At 65.9% G+C, this 21696-nt stretch carries 20 protein-coding genes and 1 pseudogene; 7 read left to right on the forward strand and 14 right to left on the reverse strand.

Annotation, left to right across the window (positions count from 1 at the left end):
• Positions 1-33 precede the first annotated feature (33 nt).
• The 3 genes from PIN01S_RS13985 to PIN01S_RS13995 all read left to right on the forward strand — a co-directional run bounded on the left by PIN01S_RS13985 (position 34) and on the right by PIN01S_RS13995 (position 2626).
• On the forward strand, positions 34-861 hold the full coding sequence (locus PIN01S_RS13985) for an SDR family oxidoreductase (protein ID WP_084336290.1): 828 nt from the start codon (positions 34-36) through the stop codon (positions 859-861).
• Between the two features lie 86 nt (positions 862-947).
• Entirely contained in the window at positions 948-2210 is a 1263-nt protein-coding gene (locus PIN01S_RS13990; protein WP_084336291.1) for a hypothetical protein, read from the forward strand.
• A gap of 20 nt (positions 2211-2230) precedes the next feature.
• Complete coding sequence (locus tag PIN01S_RS13995; protein WP_084336292.1) at positions 2231-2626, forward strand: type III secretion system chaperone; 396 nt, start codon at positions 2231-2233, stop codon at positions 2624-2626.
• 263 nt (positions 2627-2889) lie between these two features.
• Here the strand turns inward: PIN01S_RS13995 and PIN01S_RS14000 are convergent, their stop codons facing one another.
• Positions 2890-3204: an antibiotic biosynthesis monooxygenase family protein gene (locus tag PIN01S_RS14000; protein ID WP_084336293.1), complete on the reverse strand. Its 315-nt coding sequence runs from the start codon at positions 3202-3204 to the stop codon at positions 2890-2892.
• A 270-nt stretch (positions 3205-3474) separates the two neighbouring features.
• Here PIN01S_RS14000 and PIN01S_RS14005 point away from each other — a divergent pair, with 270 nt between their 5' ends.
• Entirely contained in the window at positions 3475-4053 is a 579-nt protein-coding gene (locus PIN01S_RS14005) for an HD domain-containing protein (protein ID WP_084336294.1), read from the forward strand.
• Here the strand turns inward: PIN01S_RS14005 and PIN01S_RS14010 are convergent, their stop codons facing one another.
• A complete protein-coding gene (locus PIN01S_RS14010; RefSeq protein WP_084336295.1) occupies positions 4054-4950 on the reverse strand; it encodes a DMT family transporter in 897 nt (298 codons plus the stop codon). It abuts the gene before it with no gap.
• Positions 4951-5088: 138 nt separating this feature from the next.
• On the opposite strand from PIN01S_RS14010, the gene PIN01S_RS14015 reads away from it, so the two are divergent.
• Both PIN01S_RS14015 and PIN01S_RS14020 read left to right on the forward strand, forming a co-directional pair.
• Complete coding sequence (locus PIN01S_RS14015) at positions 5089-5964, forward strand: helix-turn-helix domain-containing protein (protein ID WP_084336296.1); 876 nt, start codon at positions 5089-5091, stop codon at positions 5962-5964.
• A gap of 154 nt (positions 5965-6118) precedes the next feature.
• Positions 6119-8734 (forward strand): DEAD/DEAH box helicase, encoded by a 2616-nt coding sequence (locus tag PIN01S_RS14020; protein ID WP_084336297.1) that lies wholly within the window; start codon positions 6119-6121, stop codon positions 8732-8734.
• A 9-nt stretch (positions 8735-8743) separates the two neighbouring features.
• Here PIN01S_RS14020 and PIN01S_RS14025 read toward each other — a convergent pair whose 3' ends face one another.
• From PIN01S_RS14025 to PIN01S_RS14035, 3 genes are read right to left on the reverse strand one after another with little or no spacing between them, the layout of a single operon-like run.
• Entirely contained in the window at positions 8744-9070 is a 327-nt protein-coding gene (locus tag PIN01S_RS14025; RefSeq protein ID WP_084336298.1) for a DUF3325 domain-containing protein, read from the reverse strand.
• The gene (locus PIN01S_RS14030; RefSeq protein ID WP_084336299.1) at positions 9070-10599 is read right to left on the reverse strand and encodes a PepSY-associated TM helix domain-containing protein; all 1530 of its coding nucleotides are present in this window, start codon (positions 10597-10599) and stop codon (positions 9070-9072) included. The genes PIN01S_RS14025 and PIN01S_RS14030 overlap by 1 nt, the downstream gene beginning before the upstream one ends.
• Complete coding sequence (locus tag PIN01S_RS14035) at positions 10596-10892, reverse strand: DUF3649 domain-containing protein (protein WP_084336300.1); 297 nt, start codon at positions 10890-10892, stop codon at positions 10596-10598. The genes PIN01S_RS14030 and PIN01S_RS14035 overlap by 4 nt, the downstream gene beginning before the upstream one ends.
• Positions 10893-11193: 301 nt before the next feature.
• Between PIN01S_RS14035 and PIN01S_RS14040 the strand changes: the two genes are divergently transcribed.
• Complete coding sequence (locus PIN01S_RS14040) at positions 11194-13557, forward strand: putative bifunctional diguanylate cyclase/phosphodiesterase (RefSeq protein ID WP_084336301.1); 2364 nt, start codon at positions 11194-11196, stop codon at positions 13555-13557.
• Between the two features lie 340 nt (positions 13558-13897).
• Here the strand turns inward: PIN01S_RS14040 and PIN01S_RS14045 are convergent, their stop codons facing one another.
• From PIN01S_RS14045 to PIN01S_RS14085, 9 genes and pseudogenes are all read right to left on the reverse strand, one after another.
• Positions 13898-14512, reverse strand: coding sequence for a hypothetical protein (locus PIN01S_RS14045; RefSeq protein ID WP_084336302.1), 615 nt, complete (start codon positions 14510-14512; stop codon positions 13898-13900).
• 236 nt (positions 14513-14748) lie between these two features.
• Entirely contained in the window at positions 14749-15663 is a 915-nt protein-coding gene (locus PIN01S_RS14050) for an ATP-grasp domain-containing protein (RefSeq protein ID WP_084336303.1), read from the reverse strand.
• The gene (locus PIN01S_RS14055) at positions 15660-16331 is read right to left on the reverse strand and encodes a hypothetical protein (protein WP_084336304.1); all 672 of its coding nucleotides are present in this window, start codon (positions 16329-16331) and stop codon (positions 15660-15662) included. The genes PIN01S_RS14050 and PIN01S_RS14055 overlap by 4 nt, the downstream gene beginning before the upstream one ends.
• Positions 16328-18220: a hypothetical protein gene (locus PIN01S_RS14060; RefSeq protein ID WP_084336305.1), complete on the reverse strand. Its 1893-nt coding sequence runs from the start codon at positions 18218-18220 to the stop codon at positions 16328-16330. Before PIN01S_RS14060 ends, PIN01S_RS14055 begins: the two co-directional genes overlap by 4 nt.
• A gap of 207 nt (positions 18221-18427) precedes the next feature.
• Positions 18428-19165: a sulfite exporter TauE/SafE family protein gene (locus PIN01S_RS14065; protein WP_084336306.1), complete on the reverse strand. Its 738-nt coding sequence runs from the start codon at positions 19163-19165 to the stop codon at positions 18428-18430.
• Between the two features lie 178 nt (positions 19166-19343).
• Positions 19344-19952, reverse strand: coding sequence for a LysE family translocator (locus tag PIN01S_RS14070; RefSeq protein ID WP_084336307.1), 609 nt, complete (start codon positions 19950-19952; stop codon positions 19344-19346).
• Positions 19953-20016: 64 nt separating this feature from the next.
• A complete protein-coding gene (locus PIN01S_RS14075) occupies positions 20017-20679 on the reverse strand; it encodes a hypothetical protein (protein ID WP_084336308.1) in 663 nt (220 codons plus the stop codon).
• Positions 20680-20707: 28 nt separating this feature from the next.
• Positions 20708-21124: a hypothetical protein gene (locus tag PIN01S_RS14080; protein WP_084336309.1), complete on the reverse strand. Its 417-nt coding sequence runs from the start codon at positions 21122-21124 to the stop codon at positions 20708-20710.
• A 42-nt stretch (positions 21125-21166) separates the two neighbouring features.
• Positions 21167-21601 (reverse strand): annotated as a pseudogene (locus tag PIN01S_RS14085) (DUF4150 domain-containing protein); the annotation flags it as partial.
• Positions 21602-21696 lie beyond the last annotated feature (95 nt).

The following is a 21696-nucleotide window of genomic DNA, read 5'->3' on the forward strand; positions in this document are numbered from 1 at the left end:
CCATCCGGGCGCCTCGACAAAAGGAACACAGAGATGTCATCCGTCGTGCTGATCACCGGCTGCTCCAGCGGCATCGGCCGGGCTCTTGCCGAAACCTTCCAGGCCTCCGGTTACCGGGTCTGGGCCAGCGCACGCCGCGACGAAGACCTCGCCGCCCTGGCCGAAGCCGGCTTCACTGCAGTGCCATTGGACGTCAACGACGCCGAGGCGGTGACCCGGCTCGCCAACCGCCTGGCAGAGGAAGCCGGACGCCTCGACGTGCTGATCAACAACGCCGGTTACGGTGCCATGGGCCCGCTGCTCGACGGTGGTGTCGATGCCCTGCGCCAGCAGTTCGAGACCAACGTCTTCGCCCCCATCGGCCTGACCCGCGCCTGCTTTCCGCTACTGCGCGCCAGCCAGGGCCTGGTGGTGAACATCGGCAGCGTCTCGGGCGTGCTGGTCACGCCTTTCGCCGGTGCCTACTGCGCGTCCAAGGCCGCCGTCCACGCGCTGTCCGATGCCCTGCGCCTGGAGTTGGCGCCGTTCGGCATCCAGGTGATGGAAGTCCAGCCCGGCGCCATCGCCTCGCACTTCGGCGCCAACGCCAGTCGCGAAGCCGAACGGCTGATCGACGAGCACTCGCCCTGGTGGCCGATCCGCGACGGCATTCGCGCCCGCGCCAAGGCCTCGCAGGACAACCCCACCCCCGCCGACAGCTTCGCCCGCGACCTGCTCGCCGCCGTCCAGCGTCCGCACCCTCCCCGGCTGCTGCGCCTCGGCAACGGCAGCCGGGCCTTGCCGCTGCTGGCGAACTGGCTGCCGAAAGGCTTGTTGGACGTCGTGTTGAAGAAGCGTTTCGGCCTGGACGCCTCACTCTGACGATGAGTCAGGAACTCACCCACTGCGCCCAGCCACTCAAGGGACGATGACACCATCCCGGTGTCGCTCGTCCCTCGGCGGCTTCCATGATCAAGAACGACCCGTCCTTTCACTTTTCCAGTGTCGACGCGATCAAGCACACCTCTGTCGATCTGCATTCGTTGGCCCGCCACGGCAAGTTGACGGTGGACGGCACCACCTATCGGGTGCAGGTCTCCCCGTCCGGCGAATTCAAGGTCCATCGCGACAATCGACCGACCGTATCGCCGGGGCGCTTCTTCAAGGCGGCGGGCGAAATGTTCAGCCATCGCCTGTCGGAAGGGACCCTGTCGTCGCGCAGCGAACGCATCGCTGCGGCCTTGAACAACAAAGCATGGGGACCTGGGCCCAGCGCCCCGATGCCGGCCCACGCCGACCCACGGAGAGCAGGCGGGCGGGCCGACAACCGCATCCATCCCGAGCCCCAGCCAACCGCCGCTCCGGCACAGGGCAAGATTTTGCGCGCCGGCATTCTCAACCAGATCGAACGCCTGTCCCCCACCGACTGGAAGAAACCCATCGAAGCCATGGAACGGCTGGATGCCAGGTCCCGGACATTGCCGCAGGCGCACGCCGATCAGTTGCTCGGCAAGCTGCACGACATCATGCAGACCCGCGACGCCAACAGGCGGAACCAGTTGCTGGATCGCTTCATGGCGTCCCTCGACGCGCCCGCGGCCAAGCCGCGGCCACAAACCTCGTCCCCCATGGCCAGGCCAGGAGGGCGTCCGCATCCGCTGCAGAATACTCCTGCGCACACGGCGCCAAAACCGGCGCCCCGGCCGAGCACGCCCCCTCAACTGACCATCGATGACTTCATCCGTTTCGAGCACGATCGGGCAGACCAATTCCACGAATATTTCGACCGGGATAGGGCCCAGAACGAGTTCGACGAATACCTGAAACGACAGTCACAGGGCTCCGAAGAGGTACCGGCTTCTCGCCCGCAACGCCGTCCACCGACAATCCGCCAGCAACCGGCCGAAGCCCAGGTGCCGCGTCGTGACCTGAATGAATTCATGCGCGACGAGGAAGCCCGCGCGGACTACCACAACGAGATACCGTACTCGGGTAACGCCCACTGGGCCTACGATACCCAGCCGGGCTCGCTGGAAAGGGAAAGACCGCAACGTCCGGCCGCTACGCGCCCGACCGTCAGCGCCACCCGGCAGGAGCCATCACAACCCAAGCTGACTTTCGACGACTTCATGAAGGAAGAAGAGGACCGCGCCGCCTACCACGGTGAAACCGCCAGCGTGTCCAACGCACGGGATGCCTTCCGGAAGTACCAGCGCGAAGGCAACGGCTGATACCTACCCAGAGATCGATCATGAGCGACCCATTCATCCACCGGCTGTTTACCGACGTGCTACAAAAAATGGGCATGGACACCACCGGGCTTACGACCACCCAGGAATACCCCCTGCTCGTCGACGAGCAGTATCCGGTGCTGCTGCGTTACGACGGTCCTTCGGAGCGCGTGCTGCTGATCGCCGGCCTGGACCCGGCCCTGGCGGACACCCCCGAAACCCTGCCCCAACGGATTCTCCGCGCCGCCCTCAACCCCCTGCGCGGCAAGGAGCCCGGAGCGGGACTCGATGAAGGTTCCGGCCTGTACTTCGCCTTCCTCGCCCTGCCGCGCCAGACCGTCACGGCCGAGAACGTGTGCCGGGAGATCGGTCGTCTGGTGGAATGGACCAAGGCGCTGCTGGCCGGCCGCCACTGACCGCCGGCTGGCCAACGGGGCGGGTCCCACGCACAATCCGGGCTTCGTGAGTCCCTCAGCGAATAGCACGTACCCTCGCCGCCACACCCCGACGCCGCTACGCCAACGTAGCCCCACGGGCGGCCTTCCGGTCCATCGCGAATGAATTCCCACCGCAGCCCCTTGTAGGAGCGAGCTCTGCTCGCGATGGGGGCCACGCAGAAACTTCGCCAGCAGAGCTGGCTCCTACTGAGTGATAGGCAAATTATTCGCCCGGCGGCACATCAACCCATCCCATACTCCCGCTCCACCTTCGCGATCCGCAGCCGGAAACCGGCGTACCACTGCGAGCGGCCGAGGCGCTGGGCTTCGCGGTGTTCGGCGTTGCGTTTCCACGCGGCGATGCTTTCCAGGTCGCGCCAGTAGGAGACGGTGATGCCGATCGCCTCGCGCGCCGATTCCACGCCGAGAAAGCCTGGCTGTTCGGCGGCCAGCTCGACCATGCGCTCGGCCATCTCGGCGTAACCGTTATCGCCGTCGGTGCGGGTGGACGTGAAAATCACCGCGTAGTACGGCGGTTCGGGCGTCAGGGCGAGCATGGCTGCCTCCTTGGGGCATCTCTAAAAACGTAGACGAGGCAGTCAGCACAAGGCCTCGGCGGCCCCACAAAAACAAGCGAAAAAGCGACTGGGGTCGCATACGACTTTACGGGCTGTAAATGAGCATTTGAGCTTGTTTTTAACGCAGTGATGACAACGCAGGTAGTTTTTAAAGGTGCCCCTTGGCGAGGGAATGGACGGGCGACAGGCATTCATCGCTGCCCTTGGCTTACCATAGGCGCCACACTTTTCGACGCGGAGCCGATCGACATGAACAGCGAAGCATTGGACGGCATTCTCGGCTTCCTCAAGCAGGCCGAGCAATTGAAGAATGTGCTGCGCAGTTCGCACACCTCCCAGGGCCGCCCGGAAAGCACGGCCGAACACAGCTGGCGGCTGTGCCTGATGGCGATGATGCTGGAAGACGACTTTCCCGAAATCGACTTCGCCAGGCTGGTGAAGATCTGCATCATCCATGACCTGGGCGAAGCCATCAGCGGCGATATTCCCGCCATCCAGCAGGTCGGCCTGCCGGACAAGACCGCCCAGGAACGCGAAGACCTGCTGACCCTGCTGCAACCCTTGCCCGACGCGCAACGGGCAAAAATCCTCGACCTCTGGGACGACTACTCCGAGGCCCGCTCGCCCGAAGCCCGGCTGGCCAAGGCGCTGGACAAGCTGGAAACCATCATGCAGCACAACCAGGGCCGCAACCCGCCGGACTTCGACTACGCCTTCAACCTCGGCTATGGCCAGCGCTACACCGGCTACAACGACCTGACCCAGCGCATCCGGACGATCCTCGACGAAGAGACCGCGGCCCACGCCCGACGCCAGGGCACCAACTGATCAGCGCGTCGCCAGCACCGGCTGCGGCTCCCGTCGCGGCCGGAACACCAGCAGGTTGCCCAGCATCACCAGCACCAGCCCAAACAGCGCCGGCAGCGTCCATTGATAGCCCTCGGCGAAGGCCGACACGTTCAGCGCCACCACCGGGAACAGCACCGTGCAGTAGGCCGCCCGCTCGGGCCCCATCCGCCCCACCAGGGTGAGGTAGGCGGTGAAGCCGATCACCGAGCCGGGAATGGCGAGGTACAGCAACGAGCCGACGTAGCGCAGGCTCCAGTCGAAGGCGAACGGCGTGCTGCTGAGCAGACAGTAGCCGGTCAGCATCAGCGCGCCGTAGAGCATGCCCCAGGCATTGGTGGTCAGCGGCTTGAAGCCGGCTTTTTGTTGCAGGCTGGAAAGCATGTTGCCGGCGGAGAAACACAGGGTGCCGAGCAACGCCAGACCGAGCCCGTACAGCGTCTCGCGACTGGCATCGTGGCCGGCCAGCTCCGGCCAGAACAGCAACCCCAGCCCGAGCAGCCCGAGCGCACCGCCGGCCAGCACGTTGGCGGCGATCCGCTGGCCGAAGAAAATCCGGGCGTTGAGCGCATTCCACAGGGTCGCGGTGGAGAACACCACGGCGATCAGCCCGCTGGGAATCCACTGGCTGGCGCTGTAGAAGCACATGAAATTGACGCAGAACAGGCACAGCCCCTGGGCCAGGCAGATCCACTGGGCGCGCCGGTCGAGCCGCTGCAAGCGCCCCGTCAGCAGCAGCCCGACGAACAGCACGGCAGCGGCCAGGGCGAAGCGGTAGGCGATGGACGCCGGGATGGCGACCACCTCCAGTTGTAGAGTGATGGCGATCCAGGTGGTCCCCCAGATCAGCACGGTGAGCAGGTACAGCGACAGGTTCATGTGGACGCTCCCGACAGGATGCCGCCAAGTCTGGGACGGCCGGAGCGAGCGCCGCTTGTATGAACTTGCGCTTATTCGCCGCGACGGGCTGGCAGCGGGCGCGCCGAGGCGTAGCATGCTCGATGTGGAGGAAAGGTCATGCCGCAGCTCGAAGACATCCAGGTATTCCAGGCCATGAGCAGCTCGCCCAACGCCCGATTGGAGCGTTGCGCCGAGCTGGGCGACGGGCTGGCCGGCGCGCTCTGGCACAACCACCACGACGCCCGCGACTACGAGGCGCCGAGCCACCACACCCTGAGCTGCTACCTGGCCGGCGGCACCGGCACCTTCCGCCGCGAGCGGCCACAGCGCAAGGGCGCGCCGGACAAGCTCTGCGTATTGCCCGCCGGGCACCAGTCGGCCTGGGTGATCAACGGCGACATCCACCTCGCCCACCTCTACGTCAGCCCGGAGCGCTTCGCCCTCAGTGCCGTCGGCCTGCTCGACCGCGAACCCCGCGAGCTGCAACTGCGCGAGTACACCTTCCTCGACGACCCGCAACAGACCGCGCGCTTCCGCCAGTTGATCCGCCTGAACTGGGACGAGCCCGGCGAACGCCTGCTGACCAGCAGCCTCGCCCACGAGATGATCGACCACGCCCTGCTGACCCAGGTCGGCCTGCGCGAAGGGTTGCGTCTCAAGGGCGGTCTGGCGCCGGTCATGCGGCGGCGGCTGATCGAATACATCGACGCCCATCTGGCCGAGCCCCTGACCCTCGGCCATCTCGCCTCGCTCTGCGCGCTCTCGGAATACCACTTCGCCCGCATGTTCCGCGAAAGCTTCGGCGTGCCGCCGCACCGCTACCTCCTGGCCCGGCGCCTGGAGCGGGCCCGGCAACTGCTGCGGACCACCGCGCTGCCCCTCGGCGAGATCGCCCTGGCCTGCGGCTTCACCGACGCCAGCCATTTCAGCAACCGCTTCCGTGCCGCCCTGGGCGGCACACCCGGGCAATACCGCGCCGCATTGCGCGGCTGAGTAGCGCATCACCCGTCCTCCGTGACCCATCCGGCCCCTACGGGCTGCCAAGCCCGCCGTGCTCGTGAGAGAATTCCTGGTTTCTCTTTTTCGGGCCGTAACCACAGAACATGTCGATTCTCGCCAGCCTTTCGCCTTCCGGGCGGTCCCGCTGATGCCGCTGGACCTCCGCCACCTGCGCCGCGCGGACTGGGCCCACGCGTTCGGCGAAGGCAGCCTGGCACGCGGAACGGCCTACGCCGGCCAGGGCCGTTCGACCCTGTTCAAGGCCGAAGACGGCCAGGTGCTCGCCGAGTGCCTGGGTTCGGGCGGCAGTCGCTACCGGCAGACCATCCAGCTGAAACAGGCCCGCACGGGCCAGTTGAACATCGAGGGCCGCTGCACCTGTCCGGTGGGTTTCAATTGCAAGCATGTGGTCGCCGCCCTGCTGACCCTGGAAGAACACCCCGAACTGGCCGGCCCGCCGACCGTCGAACGCGTGGTGGACGACGTGCAACCGCAGCCGCTGCTGACCCTCGGCAGCCTCGCACGCATGCAGTACGACACCCGCACCGGCAAGATGGCCGAGCGTCAGCAGCACCGCGCCGCGTTGGCCTTCCTCTATGGCGAGCGGCGGGTCTCCGGCAGGCCCGCCGAAGACATCGTGCAACTGGTCGGTCCCGGCGAGAGGTTGCGCATCCGCCGCCAGCCCAAGGCGGAAGACGCCCTGCGCCAGACCCTCGCCGGACTCGGCTTCAAACCGCCACTACGACAGAGCGATGCGCTGCCGGCCCAGGCCGGCGAGATGCTGGAACTGCCGGACGATGCCGCCTGGCTGGGCTTCGTCCGCGAACATCTGTCGGTGCTGCGTGCCGCGGGCTGGCAGGTCGACATGCAGCCGGGCTTCCATTTCAACCTGGCCGATGTCGACGGCTGGTACGCCACCGTCGAGGAATCGCCGACCCAGGAATGGTTCGAGCTGGAGATGGGCATCGAGGTGAACGGCCAGCGCATCAGCCTGCTGCCGATCCTGCTGCATGCCATCCGCCACACGCCCTGGCTGCTCTCCCCCGAAGCCCTGGCCCGACGCCGCGACGACGAATTGCTGCTGGTCCCGCTGCCGCCGGCCCAGGGTGGCCAACGCGTCGCCCTGCCGTTCGGCCGGCTCAAACCGCTGCTGGCGACCCTCGGCGAACTCTACTTCAAGGAGCCGGCCTCCCTCGGCGAACGCCTGCGCCTGGCAACCCCGGATGCGGCACGGCTGGCCGGCCTGGAGGCCGCGCTACCGCTGGAATGGCAGGGCGCCGAGCGACTGCGGCGCTTCGCCGAAGGTTTGCGCGACCTGCCGCAGCGCTCCGTGGAGGCTCCCCGTGGCCTGCACGCCGAACTGCGTCCCTACCAGTTGCAGGGCCTGGCCTGGATGCAGGCGCTGCGTGCCCTCGACGTCGGCGGCGTGCTGGCCGACGACATGGGCCTGGGCAAGACCCTGCAGACCCTCGCGCACATCCTCTGCGAGAAGGAAGCCGGACGGCTCACTGCACCGGCGCTGATCGTCATGCCCACCAGCCTGATCCCCAACTGGCAGGACGAAGCTGCCCGCTTCGCCCCCGACCTGCGCGTGCTGGCCCTGCACGGCCCGAAGCGCCGGGCGGATTTCGCCCGCCTCGGCGAATTCGACCTGATCCTCACCACCTACGCCCTGCTGCCCCGCGACAGCAAGGCGCTCGGCGAACTGCGCTACCACCTGCTGATCCTCGACGAGGCGCAGAACATCAAGAACGCGCGCAGCAAGGCCGCGGCCGCCGCGCGCGAGCTGAACGCCACGCAGCGCCTGTGCCTCACCGGCACACCGCTGGAAAACCACCTGGGTGAACTCTGGTCGCTGTTCCACTTCCTCATGCCCGGCTGGCTCGGCAACGAGGAGAGCTTCCGCCAGGACTACCGCACCCCCATCGAGCGCCAGGCCGACGCCGCCCGCCTGACCCAGTTGAACGCGCGGGTGCGGCCCTTCCTGCTGCGCCGGACCAAGGAAGAAGTCGCCCGCGAGCTGCCACCGAAGACCGAGATCACCCAGTGGATCGAACTGACCCAGGCCCAGCGCGACCGCTACGAGACTCTGCGCCTGGCCATGGACAGGAAGGTCCGCGACGAAATCCAGCGCCAGGGCCTGGCGCGCAGCCAGATCGTCATCCTCGAGGCCCTGCTGCGCCTGCGCCAGGCCTGCTGCGACCTGCGCCTGCTGGAGCCGGTGGACGACAAGAGCTACCGCAGCGAGCACTCGGGCAAGCTGAGCGCGCTGCTGGAAATGCTCGAAGAACTGTTCGCCGAGGGGCGGCGCGTGCTGCTGTTCTCCCAGTTCACCGGGATGCTCGCGCTGATCGAGGCCGAGCTGAAACAGCGCAAGATTCCCTACGCCCTGCTCACCGGCTCGACCCGCGACCGCGGCACGCCGGTGCGGGAATTCCAGGCCGGTAAGCTGCCGATCTTCCTGATCAGCCTGAAGGCCGGGGGCGCTGGCCTCAATCTCACCGCCGCCGACACCGTGATCCACTTCGACCCCTGGTGGAACCCCGCCGCCGAAGCGCAGGCCAGCGACCGCGCCTACCGCATCGGCCAGGACAAGCCGGTGTTCGTCTACAAGCTGATCGCCCGCGGCAGCGTGGAAGAAAAAATCCAGCAGCTCCAGCAGGCCAAGCGCAGCCTGGCCCAGGGCGTGCTGGCGGGCAGTGGCCAGGGCGAAACCAAGTTGAGCGAAGAGGACCTGGCGGCGCTGTTCGCACCGCTTACCTGAGTTCCAGGCTCAGCCCAACAGCGCGAACAGACCGCTGCCAAGCGGCAGCAAGGCGGCCATGGACAGGGCCCAGCGCTGGCGCCAGGCGAGCAGGCCGACCAACAGCCAGCCGCTCACCATCAGTTGGCACAGCCAGATCACCGCGCCGATCTCGCCACCCTGGGCGGCGATACACAGGACCAGCGCCAGCAGCATCGCCACGGCTGCTCCCAGACGCAAGCCACGGCGACGTGTCGGGCTGGGTTCGCCGCCGAGCAGCGCCTTGTGGTGACGGTTCATGGCCAGGCAGAGCGCGGTCAGCGCGAGGTAGCCCAAGGCAAAACTCAACCAGAGCATCAGACGCCCTCCTCGGCCAGACGACGGGATTCGCGACGGCCGGCTTGGTGGACCTCGCCCGGCTGGCGGTGGCGCCAGCCCAACAGCGCACAGAGCAGGCCGACACCAAGCAGGCTCAGGTCGATCCCCGCCAGCGCCCAGTCTCCCCGCGCCAGGGTGGCGCCCAGATGGCCCTGGGAAGAGGTCAACGCATTCAACACCGGCAGGCCCAGCGCCAACACCGCGCCGACGACGTACAGATCGCGCCCCAACCGGCCGCTACCCTGGCGCCGCACGGCCCAGAGCGCCACCAGCAACCAAGCGCCGACGAACACCATCGCCTCGGCCCGCGAACGTTCGGCCAGACCGGCCGGCAACAGGCGGTTCCCCCACAGCAGCGCCAGGCTGGCCAACGGCAGGCCGCCGATCACCGCGCCGTTGAGCGCCCGTACCAGGCCGATGCCATAGCCGCCGCGCGCCTCGCGCTTGGCCAGCCAGACCCGCAGCCCGCCGACCAGCATGGCGCAACCGGCCAGGCCCAGCAGCAGGTACAACAGACGCACCGGCGTACCGCCGAACTGGGCCATGTGCAGGCCGGTCAGCCAGGACTGGGTCTGGTAGCCGGCGCCATAGGGCTTCTGTTCGTGCAGCAGCTCGCCGCTGCTCGCGTCGTAAGAGAGCGTCCACTGGAAGTCGGTAACCCGGCTCGAGACCCAGTTGCGCAAGTCCACCACCGCCGCTTCGTCGTAGGGATAGTGCACGCTGATCCAGCCCGGTTCGCCGCCGCCCCAGCGCTGGCGCGCATCGGTCAGCAGCGTATCGAGGGAGGCCGGCGGCCCGGCCGGACGGCCCACCTCGCCGCGTTCGAAATAGCCGGTGGACTCGCGGAACAGGGCACCGAAGTCGTCCTGGTAGGCTACCTTCAGCCCCGCCGGCATATAGAAGACGACGAAGATCACCAGCCCGGTGTAGGCGATCAGCAGGTGGAACGGCAGGCCCAACACACCGAACAGGTTGTGTGCGTCCAGCCAGGCCCGCTGGCCGTTCGCGGCCGGGCGCAGGGTGAAGAAATCCTTGAAGATGCGCCGGTGGATGATCACCCCGCTGACCAGGGCAATCAGCATCGCCATCGCGGCGATGGCGACGATATACATGCCGAGCATGCCGGCGTGTAGCTCGTAGTGCAGGGTAAAGAAGAACATGCCGCCGACAGTATCGGTGAGCACCTCGCCGCTAGAGGCATCCAGGGCGAAACGCTGGAACTCGGCGCCCTCCTCCGGCTCCCAGCCGGCCCACCAGAACGGTTCGCGCTCGCTGGGCGGCCGCATCCACCAGGCATGGGCGTTGGGCGCGCGCTCGTGCAGCCAGTCGCGCACCTGATCGGCCGTCAGGCTGGCCACACCTGGCTGATGCAGCGCCGGACGCATCCAGCGCTCCAGCTCCTTGTCGAAACAGGCCAGGCTGCCGGCGAAGAAAATCACGAAGAGCAACCAGGACGGCAGCAACCCGCCCCAGGTGTGCAGGCCGCTCATGCTTTGCCGCAGGCTCATGGGCGCACCCCGAATTCGCTGGGCAGGAAGGCCGCCAAACCAAGCATCACACCGAGCCCGGCGAACACCAGCCAGACCCGCACGGCACTGCGCGCGGCGAAGGCGTAGATGAACAGGCCGGCGTAGAGCACGAAGCAGGCGAGACCGGCGAAGATCACCCGATCCGCCCGTGCCAGGGGCAGGTAGACGCTGAGAAAGGCAGTCGCCGCATAGACCACGGCGTATCCCCCGAAGAGCGCGGCCAGCACGCGGGCGGCCGTATCCAGTCGAGTGAGGGCGGTGCGGGTTGTCACGTGAGGTTTCCTCTGCCAAGGCCCGGTCGCATGACGCTGGCCCGTCGCCAATGCTGGCGGGGTGCCACAGGGCGAAAGCGACATAATAATGCGAATACGTTTCAATTGAGAGCATTTTTTGTCGCCTCGATCAGGTTGTCTCAGGCACCGCCAATCGACAGGAACAGCCGGTAGTCGCGGCGTTCTCGTAGCGCCATGGCCTATTGCTATACTCCCTCCGAGGCTCGCCCGACGCTCTCGGGGGCCGGCCATTTGTCTTTTTCGTCGCACAGCAGTCCGGGCCGGCTGCCACGGAGGGCCGATGTTTTCGCACTTCAAGAGCCTGCGCACCCGCACGCTGTTCTATCTGCTATTGCTACTGTTCGTCTTCGCCCTCGCCAGCTACCTGACGACCTCGCGCCTGCTGCACAAGAGCCTGCAACAGTTCGAAGCCGCCCAGGCCCAGGCCGAGCTGGAACGCATCCGCGCGGTCCTCGCCACCGACGCCCAGGCCCTGCTCAGCAGCGGCCTCGACTACAGCCTGTGGGACGACACCTACGGCTACATGCAGGACCTCGACCCGGCGTACCTGGCGAGCAATTTCACCGCCGAATCCCTGGGCAACCTGCGCGTCGACCTGGTGGTATTCCTCGATGCCGGCGGGCATTTCCATTCCGGCGTCGACCCGCATGCCGGTGCGAGCGTGTCCCAGGCCGCCGCCAGTGGTACGCGGATCGACGCCATCCGTGCCGGTTACGACGCCCTGTCGCCGCACCTGCGCGACAAGGGCGGCTACCTGTTCCGCTGGCTCGGCAACGCGCCGGCCCTGCTGGTCTACAGCCCGATCCACGACAACAGCGGCCGCCAGCCCCGACGCGGTTGGCTGGTCATGGCCCGCCTGCTCCAGGGAGCCGCCGATTCCGCCCTTGGCAGCCAGGCGCCGATCCCCTTCCGCCTCGAACCGGTCGATGCCCGCCGGATACCCGTTGCCAGCGACGAACAGGCGTCTTTCACCGTCACCCAGATCCTGCAGGACTCGCAGGGCAGCAGCGACCTGCGGCTGATCGTCGAGCATCCGCCCAGCCTGCTTTCCCAGCAGCGTGCCGGCGACCTGCTGCTGCTCACCAACTCCCTGCTGATCCTGGTGCTGGCCGCGTTGGCAGCGGCGCTGCTGCTCGACCGCCTGATCCTCAAGCGCCTCAGCCACTTCTCGAACCTGGCAGAGTCCCGGCGTCATGGCGAGGGCCCTGCCGCCGTCTGGCCGGTGCGAGGCCGGGATGAGCTGGACGTCCTGGCCCACTCCCTGAACGAACTCATGGCCGAAGTCCAGACCGCCCACGGCCACCTCTACCAGGAAGCCCGCAAGGACCCGCTGACCGGGCTCGGCAACCGCAAATTCCTCAGCGAGCGCCTGCAGCTCTACCAGGCGCTATGCAACCGCGACCCGGAACAGTCGCTGGTGTTCTATTTGATCGACTTGGACGACTTCAAACTGATCAACGACTGCCTCGGCCACGCCGCCGGCGATGCCATGCTGGACGCCATCGCCCTGCGCCTGCGCTCGCTGGTGCGCGCCAGCGACACGGCAGTGCGCATGGGCGGCGACGAGTTCGCCGTGCTCAGCCTGGTCCGCCACGGCGACCTGGGGGTTGGCGCCTTCGCCGAGCGCCTGCTGGAAGAAATCAGCCTGCCGGTGTTCTTCAACGGCACCCGCCTGACCATCACCGGCTCCATCGGCATCGCTCACGCCGAGCGCAACACGCCCCAGGAAGAGCTGCTGCGCCACGCCGACATCGCCCTGTACGAAGCCAAGCGCCTGGGCCGCAGCCGCCAGGTGATCTTCTCCGAAGACATGCACGCCCAGGTGCAGGAACGCATGTTCCTCGAACAGCGGCTGCGCCACGCCCTGACCATGGGCCAACTGGAAGTCTGGTTCCAACCCATCATCGACAGCAGCAACGACCAGGTGGTGATGGTCGAGGCCCTGGCCCGCTGGCCCGATATCGACGGTTTCTGCTCACCGGAGAAATTCATCCCTATCGCCGAAGAAGCGGGCCTGATCGGCGAACTCGGCCTGTACATCGCGCGCAACGCCATCGGCTCGCTACCTCGCCTGCGCAAGCAACTGCCCGGCCTGGCCATGAACATCAACCTGTCGGTCAAGCAATTGCTCCAGGCCGATCTGGTCGAGCAACTCTGCGAGCTGGTGGACAGCCAGGGCCTGCCCCGCCAGAGCATCCACTTCGAACTGACCGAAAGCGCCTTCGCCGACAGCCTGGAGCTGTTGCAGAACCAGGTCCGGAGCCTGGTCGACGCCGGCTTCAAACTGCACCTGGACGACTTCGGCACCGGCTACTCCTCCCTGCAACGCCTGCAGCGCCTGCCCATGTCCGCGCTGAAACTGGACAAATCCTTCACCCACCTGATCGACGACGGCGACGAGCGCCTGATCAAAGTCATCCTCTCCCTCGGCGAACAACTGAACATGCACGTCATCGCCGAAGGCGTGGAAAGTCCGCAGCAACGCCTACGCCTGCAAACCCTCGGCTGCTACCTGATGCAAGGCCACCTGTTCGCCGCCTCGATGCCCGAGACGCAGTTGCTGGAATGGATACAGGCGCGGGAAAAGCACGACGAAACGCTGGCACCGGTCATTGCACTCGTGGGGCCGCATGGGGCTGGGTGAGGTGCGTGCCGGTTTCTGTCGGATAGTCAGCTGTGGGGGCGGATTCATTCGCCCGACGAAGCCAAGCGGGCGGATAAATCCGCCCCTACAGTGACGACGGCTCTGCCCTTGGCGATGGGTGTGGGTTATCCGGGGTGGGAGCGAATTCATTCGCGATAAATGGCAGGGACGCTTCGTCAATCGCGAAAAAATTCGCTCCCACAGAACCGCCAGATGTAGGGGCGAATTTATTCGCCCAACGAAGCCAATCCTGACGGATAAATCCGACCTTGCAGAAATGCCAGCGACAAGCCCCTGACCGCATATGGCCATGGGCTCCAACCACTTTGCGAATCTCGCCCTAGAGATAAAACCACCCCCGCTGGGTATCGGCGGACTCCAGCTTCCAGTAGCGCTCCAGCGCCAGGGCGCCCGGCACTACCTGTTCCGGCGTCTTCGCCGCGTATTCCTGTAGGCCGGGGATGAACAACTGGTGCAGGCGCCGCGCGGCGATGTCGTTGTTCGGCTCCATGCGCACGTGGCCGAGCCCATCGGACTTCGGCACCACCACACTGTTGCCCAACCCGCGATAGGCCAGCAGCGGCTTTTCCACCCGCACGCGCATCAGCAGGCCCATGTCGCTCCACTCTGGCGGCACGCAGCACAAGTAGCGCGCGGCCATGGCCACGTGTAGGTCGTGGACCTGGGCGAAACGGGTGAGTTTTTCGAACTCCGGCTCGGCGACCCACCAGCCTCCGGTGATCGCACGGGGAATCGGTGCACTGCCGCTGGCGAAGCGATACAGCTGGGTGTTGCGGGGCAGTTCATAGCGCTGCGGCGAAATCATCCCACCCGTCTGCGCATGCAACAGCACGTTGCCGCGCGTATCCGTCACGGCGCTCTCGGCGCGGGTATCCACCCCCATGGCCCAAAGGCGGCTGGTGGGACGATGGAATTCACGATCATTGGCGAACATGGGACCTCCTTATCGAAACCGTCATCCGATGGGAAACGATAGGCGCCCTTTTCGCCGGTTGCCGGTTCGCCGACGGAAGGCAGGTGAGCCGTGCCTCAACGGGTAGTCTGAGCACCCGAAACCAAGGACTTCTCAAGCCCCCTGGCTGAGAGGAATCGATGAGAAATTGGGCGAAACGCTTCGCAAGCAAGGCCATATGTCACTCGACATTCATCCCTCCATGCCCGGCCTTCGCCTTATCGCAAGCGGCCCATCCTCGGCAGCACCGCGTGGCGCTCCTTACCCTCCAACAGTTCCACGATTGCCGCCGTGATCGGTTGCCCGGTCATGTCTTCGAAATAGCTGAAACCCGGCGATGGATTGACTTCGAAGCAGTACCACTCGCCGTGCCGGTCGGCGCGCAGGTCGATACCCGACAACAGCAGCCCCATAGAGTGGCTCAGCGCCACCAGCCGCTCGCCCAGGGCCTGCGGTATGTCCGTCGCCGCCATGTGCGTCGAGTCGCCCGATCGAGCCGCGTAGCGGTAATCGTCCGCGTCGGACTCGATGGCGGTGGCAAACCATCGATCCCCCACGACATGCACACGCACGTCGCGCCCGGCGATCCAGCGTTGCAATTGCACCGGCCCGGTCGAGACGTCGTCCAGGCGCGCAGCCTGGTGAGTGTCGAGGGTCGTGACGATGCTGCGCACACCGCTCACCGACTTGTAGACGACACGCCGATGCCGGGCGAGGAATGCCCGCGCCTTGGCAGGGTCGGTGGTGACCAGTGTTTCCGGTACGTTCAGACCGGCAGCCTCGATCAGCCGGAGCTGGAAAGGCTTGGACCAGTTGGAACGCCCGGCGGCAGGACGGTTGATCACCCTCGCGTCGAGACTGGCGGCGATGGCGGACAACGTCGACGCGGCGGCGAGCCCTCGCGCCTCGCGCAACTCGCCGGGGCGGATGAAGGCCGCCCGGATTTCGTCCAATGGCAGACGCTGCCCATGCAGTTCGATCCAGCCCGTCGGCGGCATGGTGAAGACAACATCGTGCGTCATCAGCGGCAGGGCCGCATCGTCGATATGAAAGAACGCCGACTCGCGCTCCAGCAAGACATCGACGATCCGTTCGACCGGCGTGTCGGACAGGTTTCCCCAGACCAGGATCATGACGGTGCTCCAGCCATCAGCATCCGGCCGAGCGCCGTGGCGGCCTCCGGCGTGGGCGAATGCATGGAGGTGAGGGCCACGAGCCGCTGGCGCCCGTCGAACAGGAGCTGGGCCCAATCGAGCCGCAGGGCCGCCACGAAACGATGAATGCGCGCCTGCCGGCGTGGCGCCATGTCGCCGATGACCTGCCCATCGACCACCTCGACGATCCGGCTGTTCAACGCACGCCGCTTCGCGTGGCCCGAGCGCAGGTGCAAAGGTGCCAGCGGCAACCCCGCGGCAGCAGCGAGAGGCATCCACTGCTCCGGGCGCAAGGCATCGTCACCCAACCCGCCATCGGCCACCGGACTGGCCACCCTCGCCCGCGTGGACGCCAGCACGAAGATGAGGAAGGCATGGGCTTCGGAGGCCATGTAGGTTCGGTCGTCAGGATGAATTCCGAGCAACTCGGCGGGGTACACCGCCGAGCGGCGCAGGAACACGCCCGTGACGTCGCTATCCGCCACCGTCCGGCCTTCCACCACCCAGGTCGGCGCTTCGTCACCGCCAACAGTCCATGCCCAGCCCGGGCTGACCAGATCCTCCGCCGAACACAGCGCAGCCCCGGGCCAGGTGGCGACGAGTTCCATCGCCACCGGATCATGCCGGCTACCGACGACGACGATCATGATTTTTTCGGCTTGCGCCGTGTGGGCTTGGCGCTGTCGCCTCCCGGTTGCCGTCCCGCGGTCCCGTCCTCTTCGATGCCCTTGCCGCCGGAACGGGAAATCGCATGGATCAGCCGGTGTATCCGCTCCGCTTCCTTGGACACCGCCAGCTCCTTGCGCCCATCGTTGAAGGCGGTCTTCTCGCTTTCACGGCGCGCGCGTTCCTCGGAAATCTTCGGTACGTCCAGTTTTTCGACCACGGGTTCGGGCGGTCCGACCAGGGGACGCTCTTCCGGCCCGATGAACGCGCGGCTGAGCTGGAGATGGGTCCGGTCCACCTGGGCCGCGAGGGTGCCTAGGGACTTGGCCCACTCGTCCTGGATGCGCTCGAAGATGTCGATGTCTTCGCGGATCAGCTTCGGATCGATGAAGTCGGGAATCCGCTTGGATCGGGCATCCTGGATCGCCTTGATGTTCTCCAGTATCTCCAGCTTCTCCTTGATCTCGTACTTCAACTCCTTGAAGAACTTGCTCGTCACACTGACCGTCCGGCAGGCAGAACGGATGCCGTTGGCGATCACCCGCAGGCAATACGAGCCATCCGGCACCGAGGTGGGCACGGTGAAGTCGCAACCGTGGATGACGGTGCCGGTCTGCAGCCCCATGGTCGAGAAATTCGACGTCCGGCAGTAGTAGACGCTCCCGCCCGACTCCAACCGCACGATGGGATAGTTGGTGGCCTGCGTCGCGTCGTTCCCGTAGTAGACGCACTGGCTCAGGCCGTTGATCTGGCGCCCCAGCAGGCGGTACGTCCGCCCGCGCCGCACGGCGCCGGGGCAATCCGTGATGGTCGGTCGCCAGACGCTGTCGGGGCTGCCACTGGGCGTATACACCTGCACGGAAGTCTTGCCGGTGGTATAGAGCACCTGGCCGGTCGGCAACATCAGCATGCGCCCCCAGTAGGGGACGCTCGACGAGGTCGCCGCCGGAACGGGGCTGATCGTGTTCGCGCCGGGGTCGTATTCGAAGAAGAACGTCGGCGCCTGGAAGGTCGCCGGAACGGTGATCGGCCCCACGGTGAACAACACGTTGCCGTTGGGCAGCAGGCACGCCGGGGCATCGACGGCGCCCAGCGGCTGGCCCGGATTGACCTGGGGAATCGAAGGCCCCTGCACCCATGTTCCCACCTGATTGGCGATGGGCGGCGGCGTATAGAGCGCCGTGAAGCCGGTCGCCCCGATGACGAACAATCGCCCGTCCGGGAGCAGCACCGAGGCACCGATTTCGGAAATGCTGTCGACCAGTGTTTGAGGTGTCGTGCCGTCGGCCACCCAGGTATTGGCGGCAATGATGTATTTCTCGGCATTGGGTGGATTGGAGCAGTCCACCGCATGGATCGAGCCATCGGGGAGCAGGGACCAGCTCTCCTCGCCGACCGCGTTGATCTTGTCGGCCGCCGCTGTCCAGGTGTTGGTGGCGGGGTTATAGATCGCCGTGCGACGAGTCCCCACCTGCCCCAGGAAGAAGCGACCGTCCGGCAGGACACAGCCCGGCGCATCGCCGATGCGTGTCCAGCCCGCCGGATTGGGCAACGTCGTCCAGGTGTTGGCCACCGGATCGTAGGCTTCGACATTGAGCAGCCATACCAGGGCGCCCGCGTCGTATTCGCCGCCGGCCACGATGGCGCGGCCGTCACGCAGGATGCCGGAGGCATAGTACAGAGGCGCATGGACGCTGGCGGCCAGCGTGGTCCAAGTGCCGTTCACATAGTTACCGCTCGAATCGGGACGCAGCCTGTACCACTGGTTCGTACTCACGCCTTGGGCGAGCACGGAGCCGTCAGTTAGGAGCAGGGTCGTTGCGATGGATGCGGGGGGCTCGTTGGCCAAAGCGGCCCAGGTGCCAGCCATGATGAATTCCTCCTTGATCGATGGCTATCGGGGGATAGCTCGATGGCTGCAATAGCGAGCACTCCAAGGAGGGGGCAGACATCCTGTTCCTTGCCTCCGGCTAATACGCGGTCAGGCAGCCCTCGATTCAATCTTAGAAAGCACCCGGCGAAGCGTGACGGCGAAGCATGGGTTCCCGACGAACGGAAGCCTGCCCGTCAACCGCACTCACAGATTCTTCACGATCAGTTGAATCCCAGTCCCCAGCAGCCCGAGGCGAGCGATGCGGTAGAACCAGAGGTGGTTCACCCGGCTCTGCAACCACAGGCCCGTCCACACGCCCAGCGGTACCAGCGGCGCCAGGGCCAGGCTGGTGAGCAGGTTGTCGCGGCTGAACTGGCCGAGCAGTGTGTAGGGCACCAGCTTCACGGCGTTGGTCAGCAGGAAGAAGCAGTTCACCGTGGCGACATAGCGCACCTTGTCGAGCTGCTGCGGCAGCAGGTGCATCATGATCGGCGGGCCGCCGGCGTGGGAAACGAAGCTGGTGAAGCCGGCCAGAGTGGACAGGGCCAACCCCCGCTTCGGGCGTATCGGGGCTGGAGTGGCCGCGGCGCGGACCAGCAGGTTGGCCACCACGAAGGCAATGGCGATGCCGCCGATGAGCAGGGCGATGACGCGCTCGTTCATCAGATGGAAGGTCAGCGCGCCGATGGTCACGCCGACCAGCGCCCCCGGTAGCATGATCTTCAGGTTGGCCAGGTCCCACTTGCCGTAATAGGCACGCAGGCCGACCACATCGGCCACGCAGAGAATCGGCAGCATCACCGCGGCAGCCTGGGTCGGCGCCATCGACAGCGCCAGCAGCGGCACGGCAATCCCACCGAAGGCACCACCGAAGCCGCCCTTGGACAACCCGGTGAGAAACACAGCCGGCAACGCGACCAGTAGGAATTCCATCGAAAACATTGCGGTACCGGTGTCAGGGCACCTCTAAAAACTACCTGCGTTGTCATCACTGCGTTAAAAACAAGCTCAAATGCTCATTTACAGCCCGTAAACTGCGCTTTTCGCTTGTTTTTGCCTTGTGCTGACTGCCTCGTCTACGTTTTTAGAGGTGCCCGTCAGGGGTGAGGAGAAAGAGCCCTCAACGACCGGAGAGCGCCAGGTTTACCCCCAGGCCTGCGAACACGGCGGCGAAGCTGCGGCGCATCCAGGCCAGCAGCCTCGGCGAACCGAGGAACCAGCGCCGCACGCTGAAGGCCAGCACGCCATAGGCGACGAACACCACCAGGGTCATGGCCATGAACACACCGCTCAGCACCAGCATCTGGGCCAGCGAATCGGCACCGGGCGTGACGAACTGGGGCAGGAAGGCGAGGAAGAAGATCGACAGCTTGGGGTTGAGGATATTCGTCAGGAACGCCTTGACCGCGATGTTCCAGGCGCGGGTCTCGCCCGGCCGGGAGAAGCTGATCGAGCCCTTGTCGTTCCACATCGCCCAGGCGAGATACAGCAGGTAGGCCACACCGGCGAACTTCAACGCGGTGAACGCCACGGCGCTCATGTGCAGAACCGCTGCCAGGCCGACGATACTGGCCAGCAGATGCGGAACGATCCCGACGGTGCAACCCAGGGCGGCGAACAGACTGGCCCGCCAGCCGAGGAACAACCCGGCGGACAGGGTGAACACCACGCCCGTACCGGGAATCAGGACGACGATCAGGGATGTGATCAGGAACTCTGTGCTGAGCATGACGACCTCCATGGCAGGGCTCGGACGAGCGGCCATTAAGGCATAGATGCGGACTACTGGGAAATCAAAGTCCGAAGATACGCACCGTCGATTCGAGCTGCAGGAACCAGTAGCCCAGTGCGTAACCGGCCGGATGGAACGGCTGCGCGGCATCCAGCACCTCCCCGGCAGGCAGCAGCGACTGGTGCCCGGCGATCAGATCGACCCCCTGCTCTTCCAGTCGCGTAGCATCCGTTCGCCCGGCGCGGAACAGATCCTCCAGCATGTCCGGGGTCAGCAGGCTGTAGTCGCCGTCGAACTCGATGGCGCCGGCCGCCGCGCGGGCGCCGAACGCCTGGGCCACTTGCGCCAGGGTGAAATGGAGCTTCTCGATTCCCTCCTCCCGGAACAGCCGGCGGCAGTCGTGCATCGGCACGCTCATCAGTACCGCACAGTGCCGATACGGAAAGTGAGCCACCGTCAGCTCGAAGGACAGGGCTTCGGAGGTGAAATCCAGATTGACCCCGGGCGCTTCCCCGAAGCCGCGCAGCGCCGTCTTCCAGCCCTTCGCCCCGCCGCTCGGAACCTCGCACTCGGTCAGAAAGAAGTCATCGCCGCGCACCTCGACCCGGGTCAGGGCCGGCCCCACCGCGTACCCTTGCGGCGCGAGCGTATCGCGGAGGCGTTCGAGCGCCGGGACGAACGCCGTCTCGCGGCAACTGAAAACGAATGTGTAGTCCTGCGACATGAGAGCACCTGTTCGGACAGCCGTATCGTCAGTTGACGATCTCGACCTGGAATCCCCGCCGTTCGAATTCGGCGCGGGTCTCGGCATGATCGCCACGCTCACCATCCAGCTTAGCGCGCGGCTGGGTCCCCTCGCCGAACACCTGGGCCTGGATGGAGCGGTAATTGCGAGCCTGTTGCGAACCCTTTTTCTTCACCTGCTTGGCCGACTTGGACTTGGCCTCGCCCAACTGACGGTCGCCGACGATATCCACCTCCTGCTCGGCCCCGCATTTGCTGCACTTGAACACCGCAGAAGTCGCCTGGATGTTCATTTCCACCATGTTGGCGTCGATCGCCTTGTTCTCGAATGCGTACCCCCGCTTCGCATCCTCCTGCTTGGTGGCGCCACGGGCGTTGTCATTCTTGGCCTTGGTGTCGGCAGGCGACTCCTGGGATACCTTCACCCAGGCATGGGGATCGCAGGTCTACTTCTCCGCCACCGGCGGTGTCTGCTTGTCGGTGTGCCCGGTGGGCGGTGTACCGGGTGGGTCGGAAGCATGATTGTGGGTGGTCAAGTCGAGATGGCGGACCACATTCTCGCCCTCGAACTTCACGTTCATCGACCAGGACACGAAATAGACCTTGCCCTTGATCTGATGCGTGACCACGTTCATGCCCTGGGAACGGGTGGCAGCCTCGTCGCCGGTGCTCTTGCGAAAGAACGAGCGGTTCTTGAGCATGACCTCCTTGCCGGCGATCTTCACGTTGCGCGTGCCCCGTGTGGTGTCGGAGGCCATGCCAGTGTTCGGATAGGGCACCGGAATCGGGCCGGCCGGCGGCGCCGGCGGTGTCAGGCAAACATCGGGAAAGGCGCACAGGGACTTGCCGTCCGCCGACTTGCTGGAAATGCTCCGTCCATTGGCATATACGTCGTGTCCCACCGTCCCCTCCCTGGCTTACCGGATCGCGCCGACAGTAAAGCCGAGCCGATCGAACAAATCCAGGCGGCTACCGCTCAAGTTTTCCCGTTCTCGTC

It is taken from the genome of Pseudomonas indica NBRC 103045 (assembly GCF_002091635.1).
Classification (GTDB): domain Bacteria; phylum Pseudomonadota; class Gammaproteobacteria; order Pseudomonadales; family Pseudomonadaceae; genus Pseudomonas_M; species Pseudomonas_M indica.

What these genes read in the sequence shown, in the direction of transcription:
- PIN01S_RS14055 (WP_084336304.1), bottom strand. Translation starts at nt 16,331, where the DNA reads ATGATCGTCGTCGTCGGTAGCCGGCATGATCCGGTGGCGATGGAACTC.
- PIN01S_RS14010 (WP_084336295.1), bottom strand. Translation starts at nt 4,950, where the DNA reads ATGAACCTGTCGCTGTACCTGCTCACCGTGCTGATCTGGGGGACCACC.
- PIN01S_RS13990 (WP_084336291.1), top strand. Translation starts at nt 948, where the DNA reads ATGATCAAGAACGACCCGTCCTTTCACTTTTCCAGTGTCGACGCGATC.
- PIN01S_RS14050 (WP_084336303.1), bottom strand. Translation starts at nt 15,663, where the DNA reads ATGATCCTGGTCTGGGGAAACCTGTCCGACACGCCGGTCGAACGGATC.
- PIN01S_RS14045 (WP_084336302.1), bottom strand. Translation starts at nt 14,512, where the DNA reads ATGTTCGCCAATGATCGTGAATTCCATCGTCCCACCAGCCGCCTTTGG.
- PIN01S_RS13995 (WP_084336292.1), top strand. Translation starts at nt 2,231, where the DNA reads ATGAGCGACCCATTCATCCACCGGCTGTTTACCGACGTGCTACAAAAA.
- PIN01S_RS14025 (WP_084336298.1), bottom strand. Translation starts at nt 9,070, where the DNA reads ATGCTCTGGTTGAGTTTTGCCTTGGGCTACCTCGCGCTGACCGCGCTC.
- PIN01S_RS14075 (WP_084336308.1), bottom strand. Translation starts at nt 20,679, where the DNA reads ATGTCGCAGGACTACACATTCGTTTTCAGTTGCCGCGAGACGGCGTTC.
- PIN01S_RS14015 (WP_084336296.1), top strand. Translation starts at nt 5,089, where the DNA reads ATGCCGCAGCTCGAAGACATCCAGGTATTCCAGGCCATGAGCAGCTCG.
- PIN01S_RS14000 (WP_084336293.1), bottom strand. Translation starts at nt 3,204, where the DNA reads ATGCTCGCCCTGACGCCCGAACCGCCGTACTACGCGGTGATTTTCACG.
- PIN01S_RS14070 (WP_084336307.1), bottom strand. Translation starts at nt 19,952, where the DNA reads ATGCTCAGCACAGAGTTCCTGATCACATCCCTGATCGTCGTCCTGATT.
- PIN01S_RS13985 (WP_084336290.1), top strand. Translation starts at nt 34, where the DNA reads ATGTCATCCGTCGTGCTGATCACCGGCTGCTCCAGCGGCATCGGCCGG.
- PIN01S_RS14005 (WP_084336294.1), top strand. Translation starts at nt 3,475, where the DNA reads ATGAACAGCGAAGCATTGGACGGCATTCTCGGCTTCCTCAAGCAGGCC.
- PIN01S_RS14020 (WP_084336297.1), top strand. Translation starts at nt 6,119, where the DNA reads ATGCCGCTGGACCTCCGCCACCTGCGCCGCGCGGACTGGGCCCACGCG.
- PIN01S_RS14030 (WP_084336299.1), bottom strand. Translation starts at nt 10,599, where the DNA reads ATGAGCCTGCGGCAAAGCATGAGCGGCCTGCACACCTGGGGCGGGTTG.
- PIN01S_RS14040 (WP_084336301.1), top strand. Translation starts at nt 11,194, where the DNA reads ATGTTTTCGCACTTCAAGAGCCTGCGCACCCGCACGCTGTTCTATCTG.
- PIN01S_RS14060 (WP_084336305.1), bottom strand. Translation starts at nt 18,220, where the DNA reads ATGGCTGGCACCTGGGCCGCTTTGGCCAACGAGCCCCCCGCATCCATC.
- PIN01S_RS14065 (WP_084336306.1), bottom strand. Translation starts at nt 19,165, where the DNA reads ATGTTTTCGATGGAATTCCTACTGGTCGCGTTGCCGGCTGTGTTTCTC.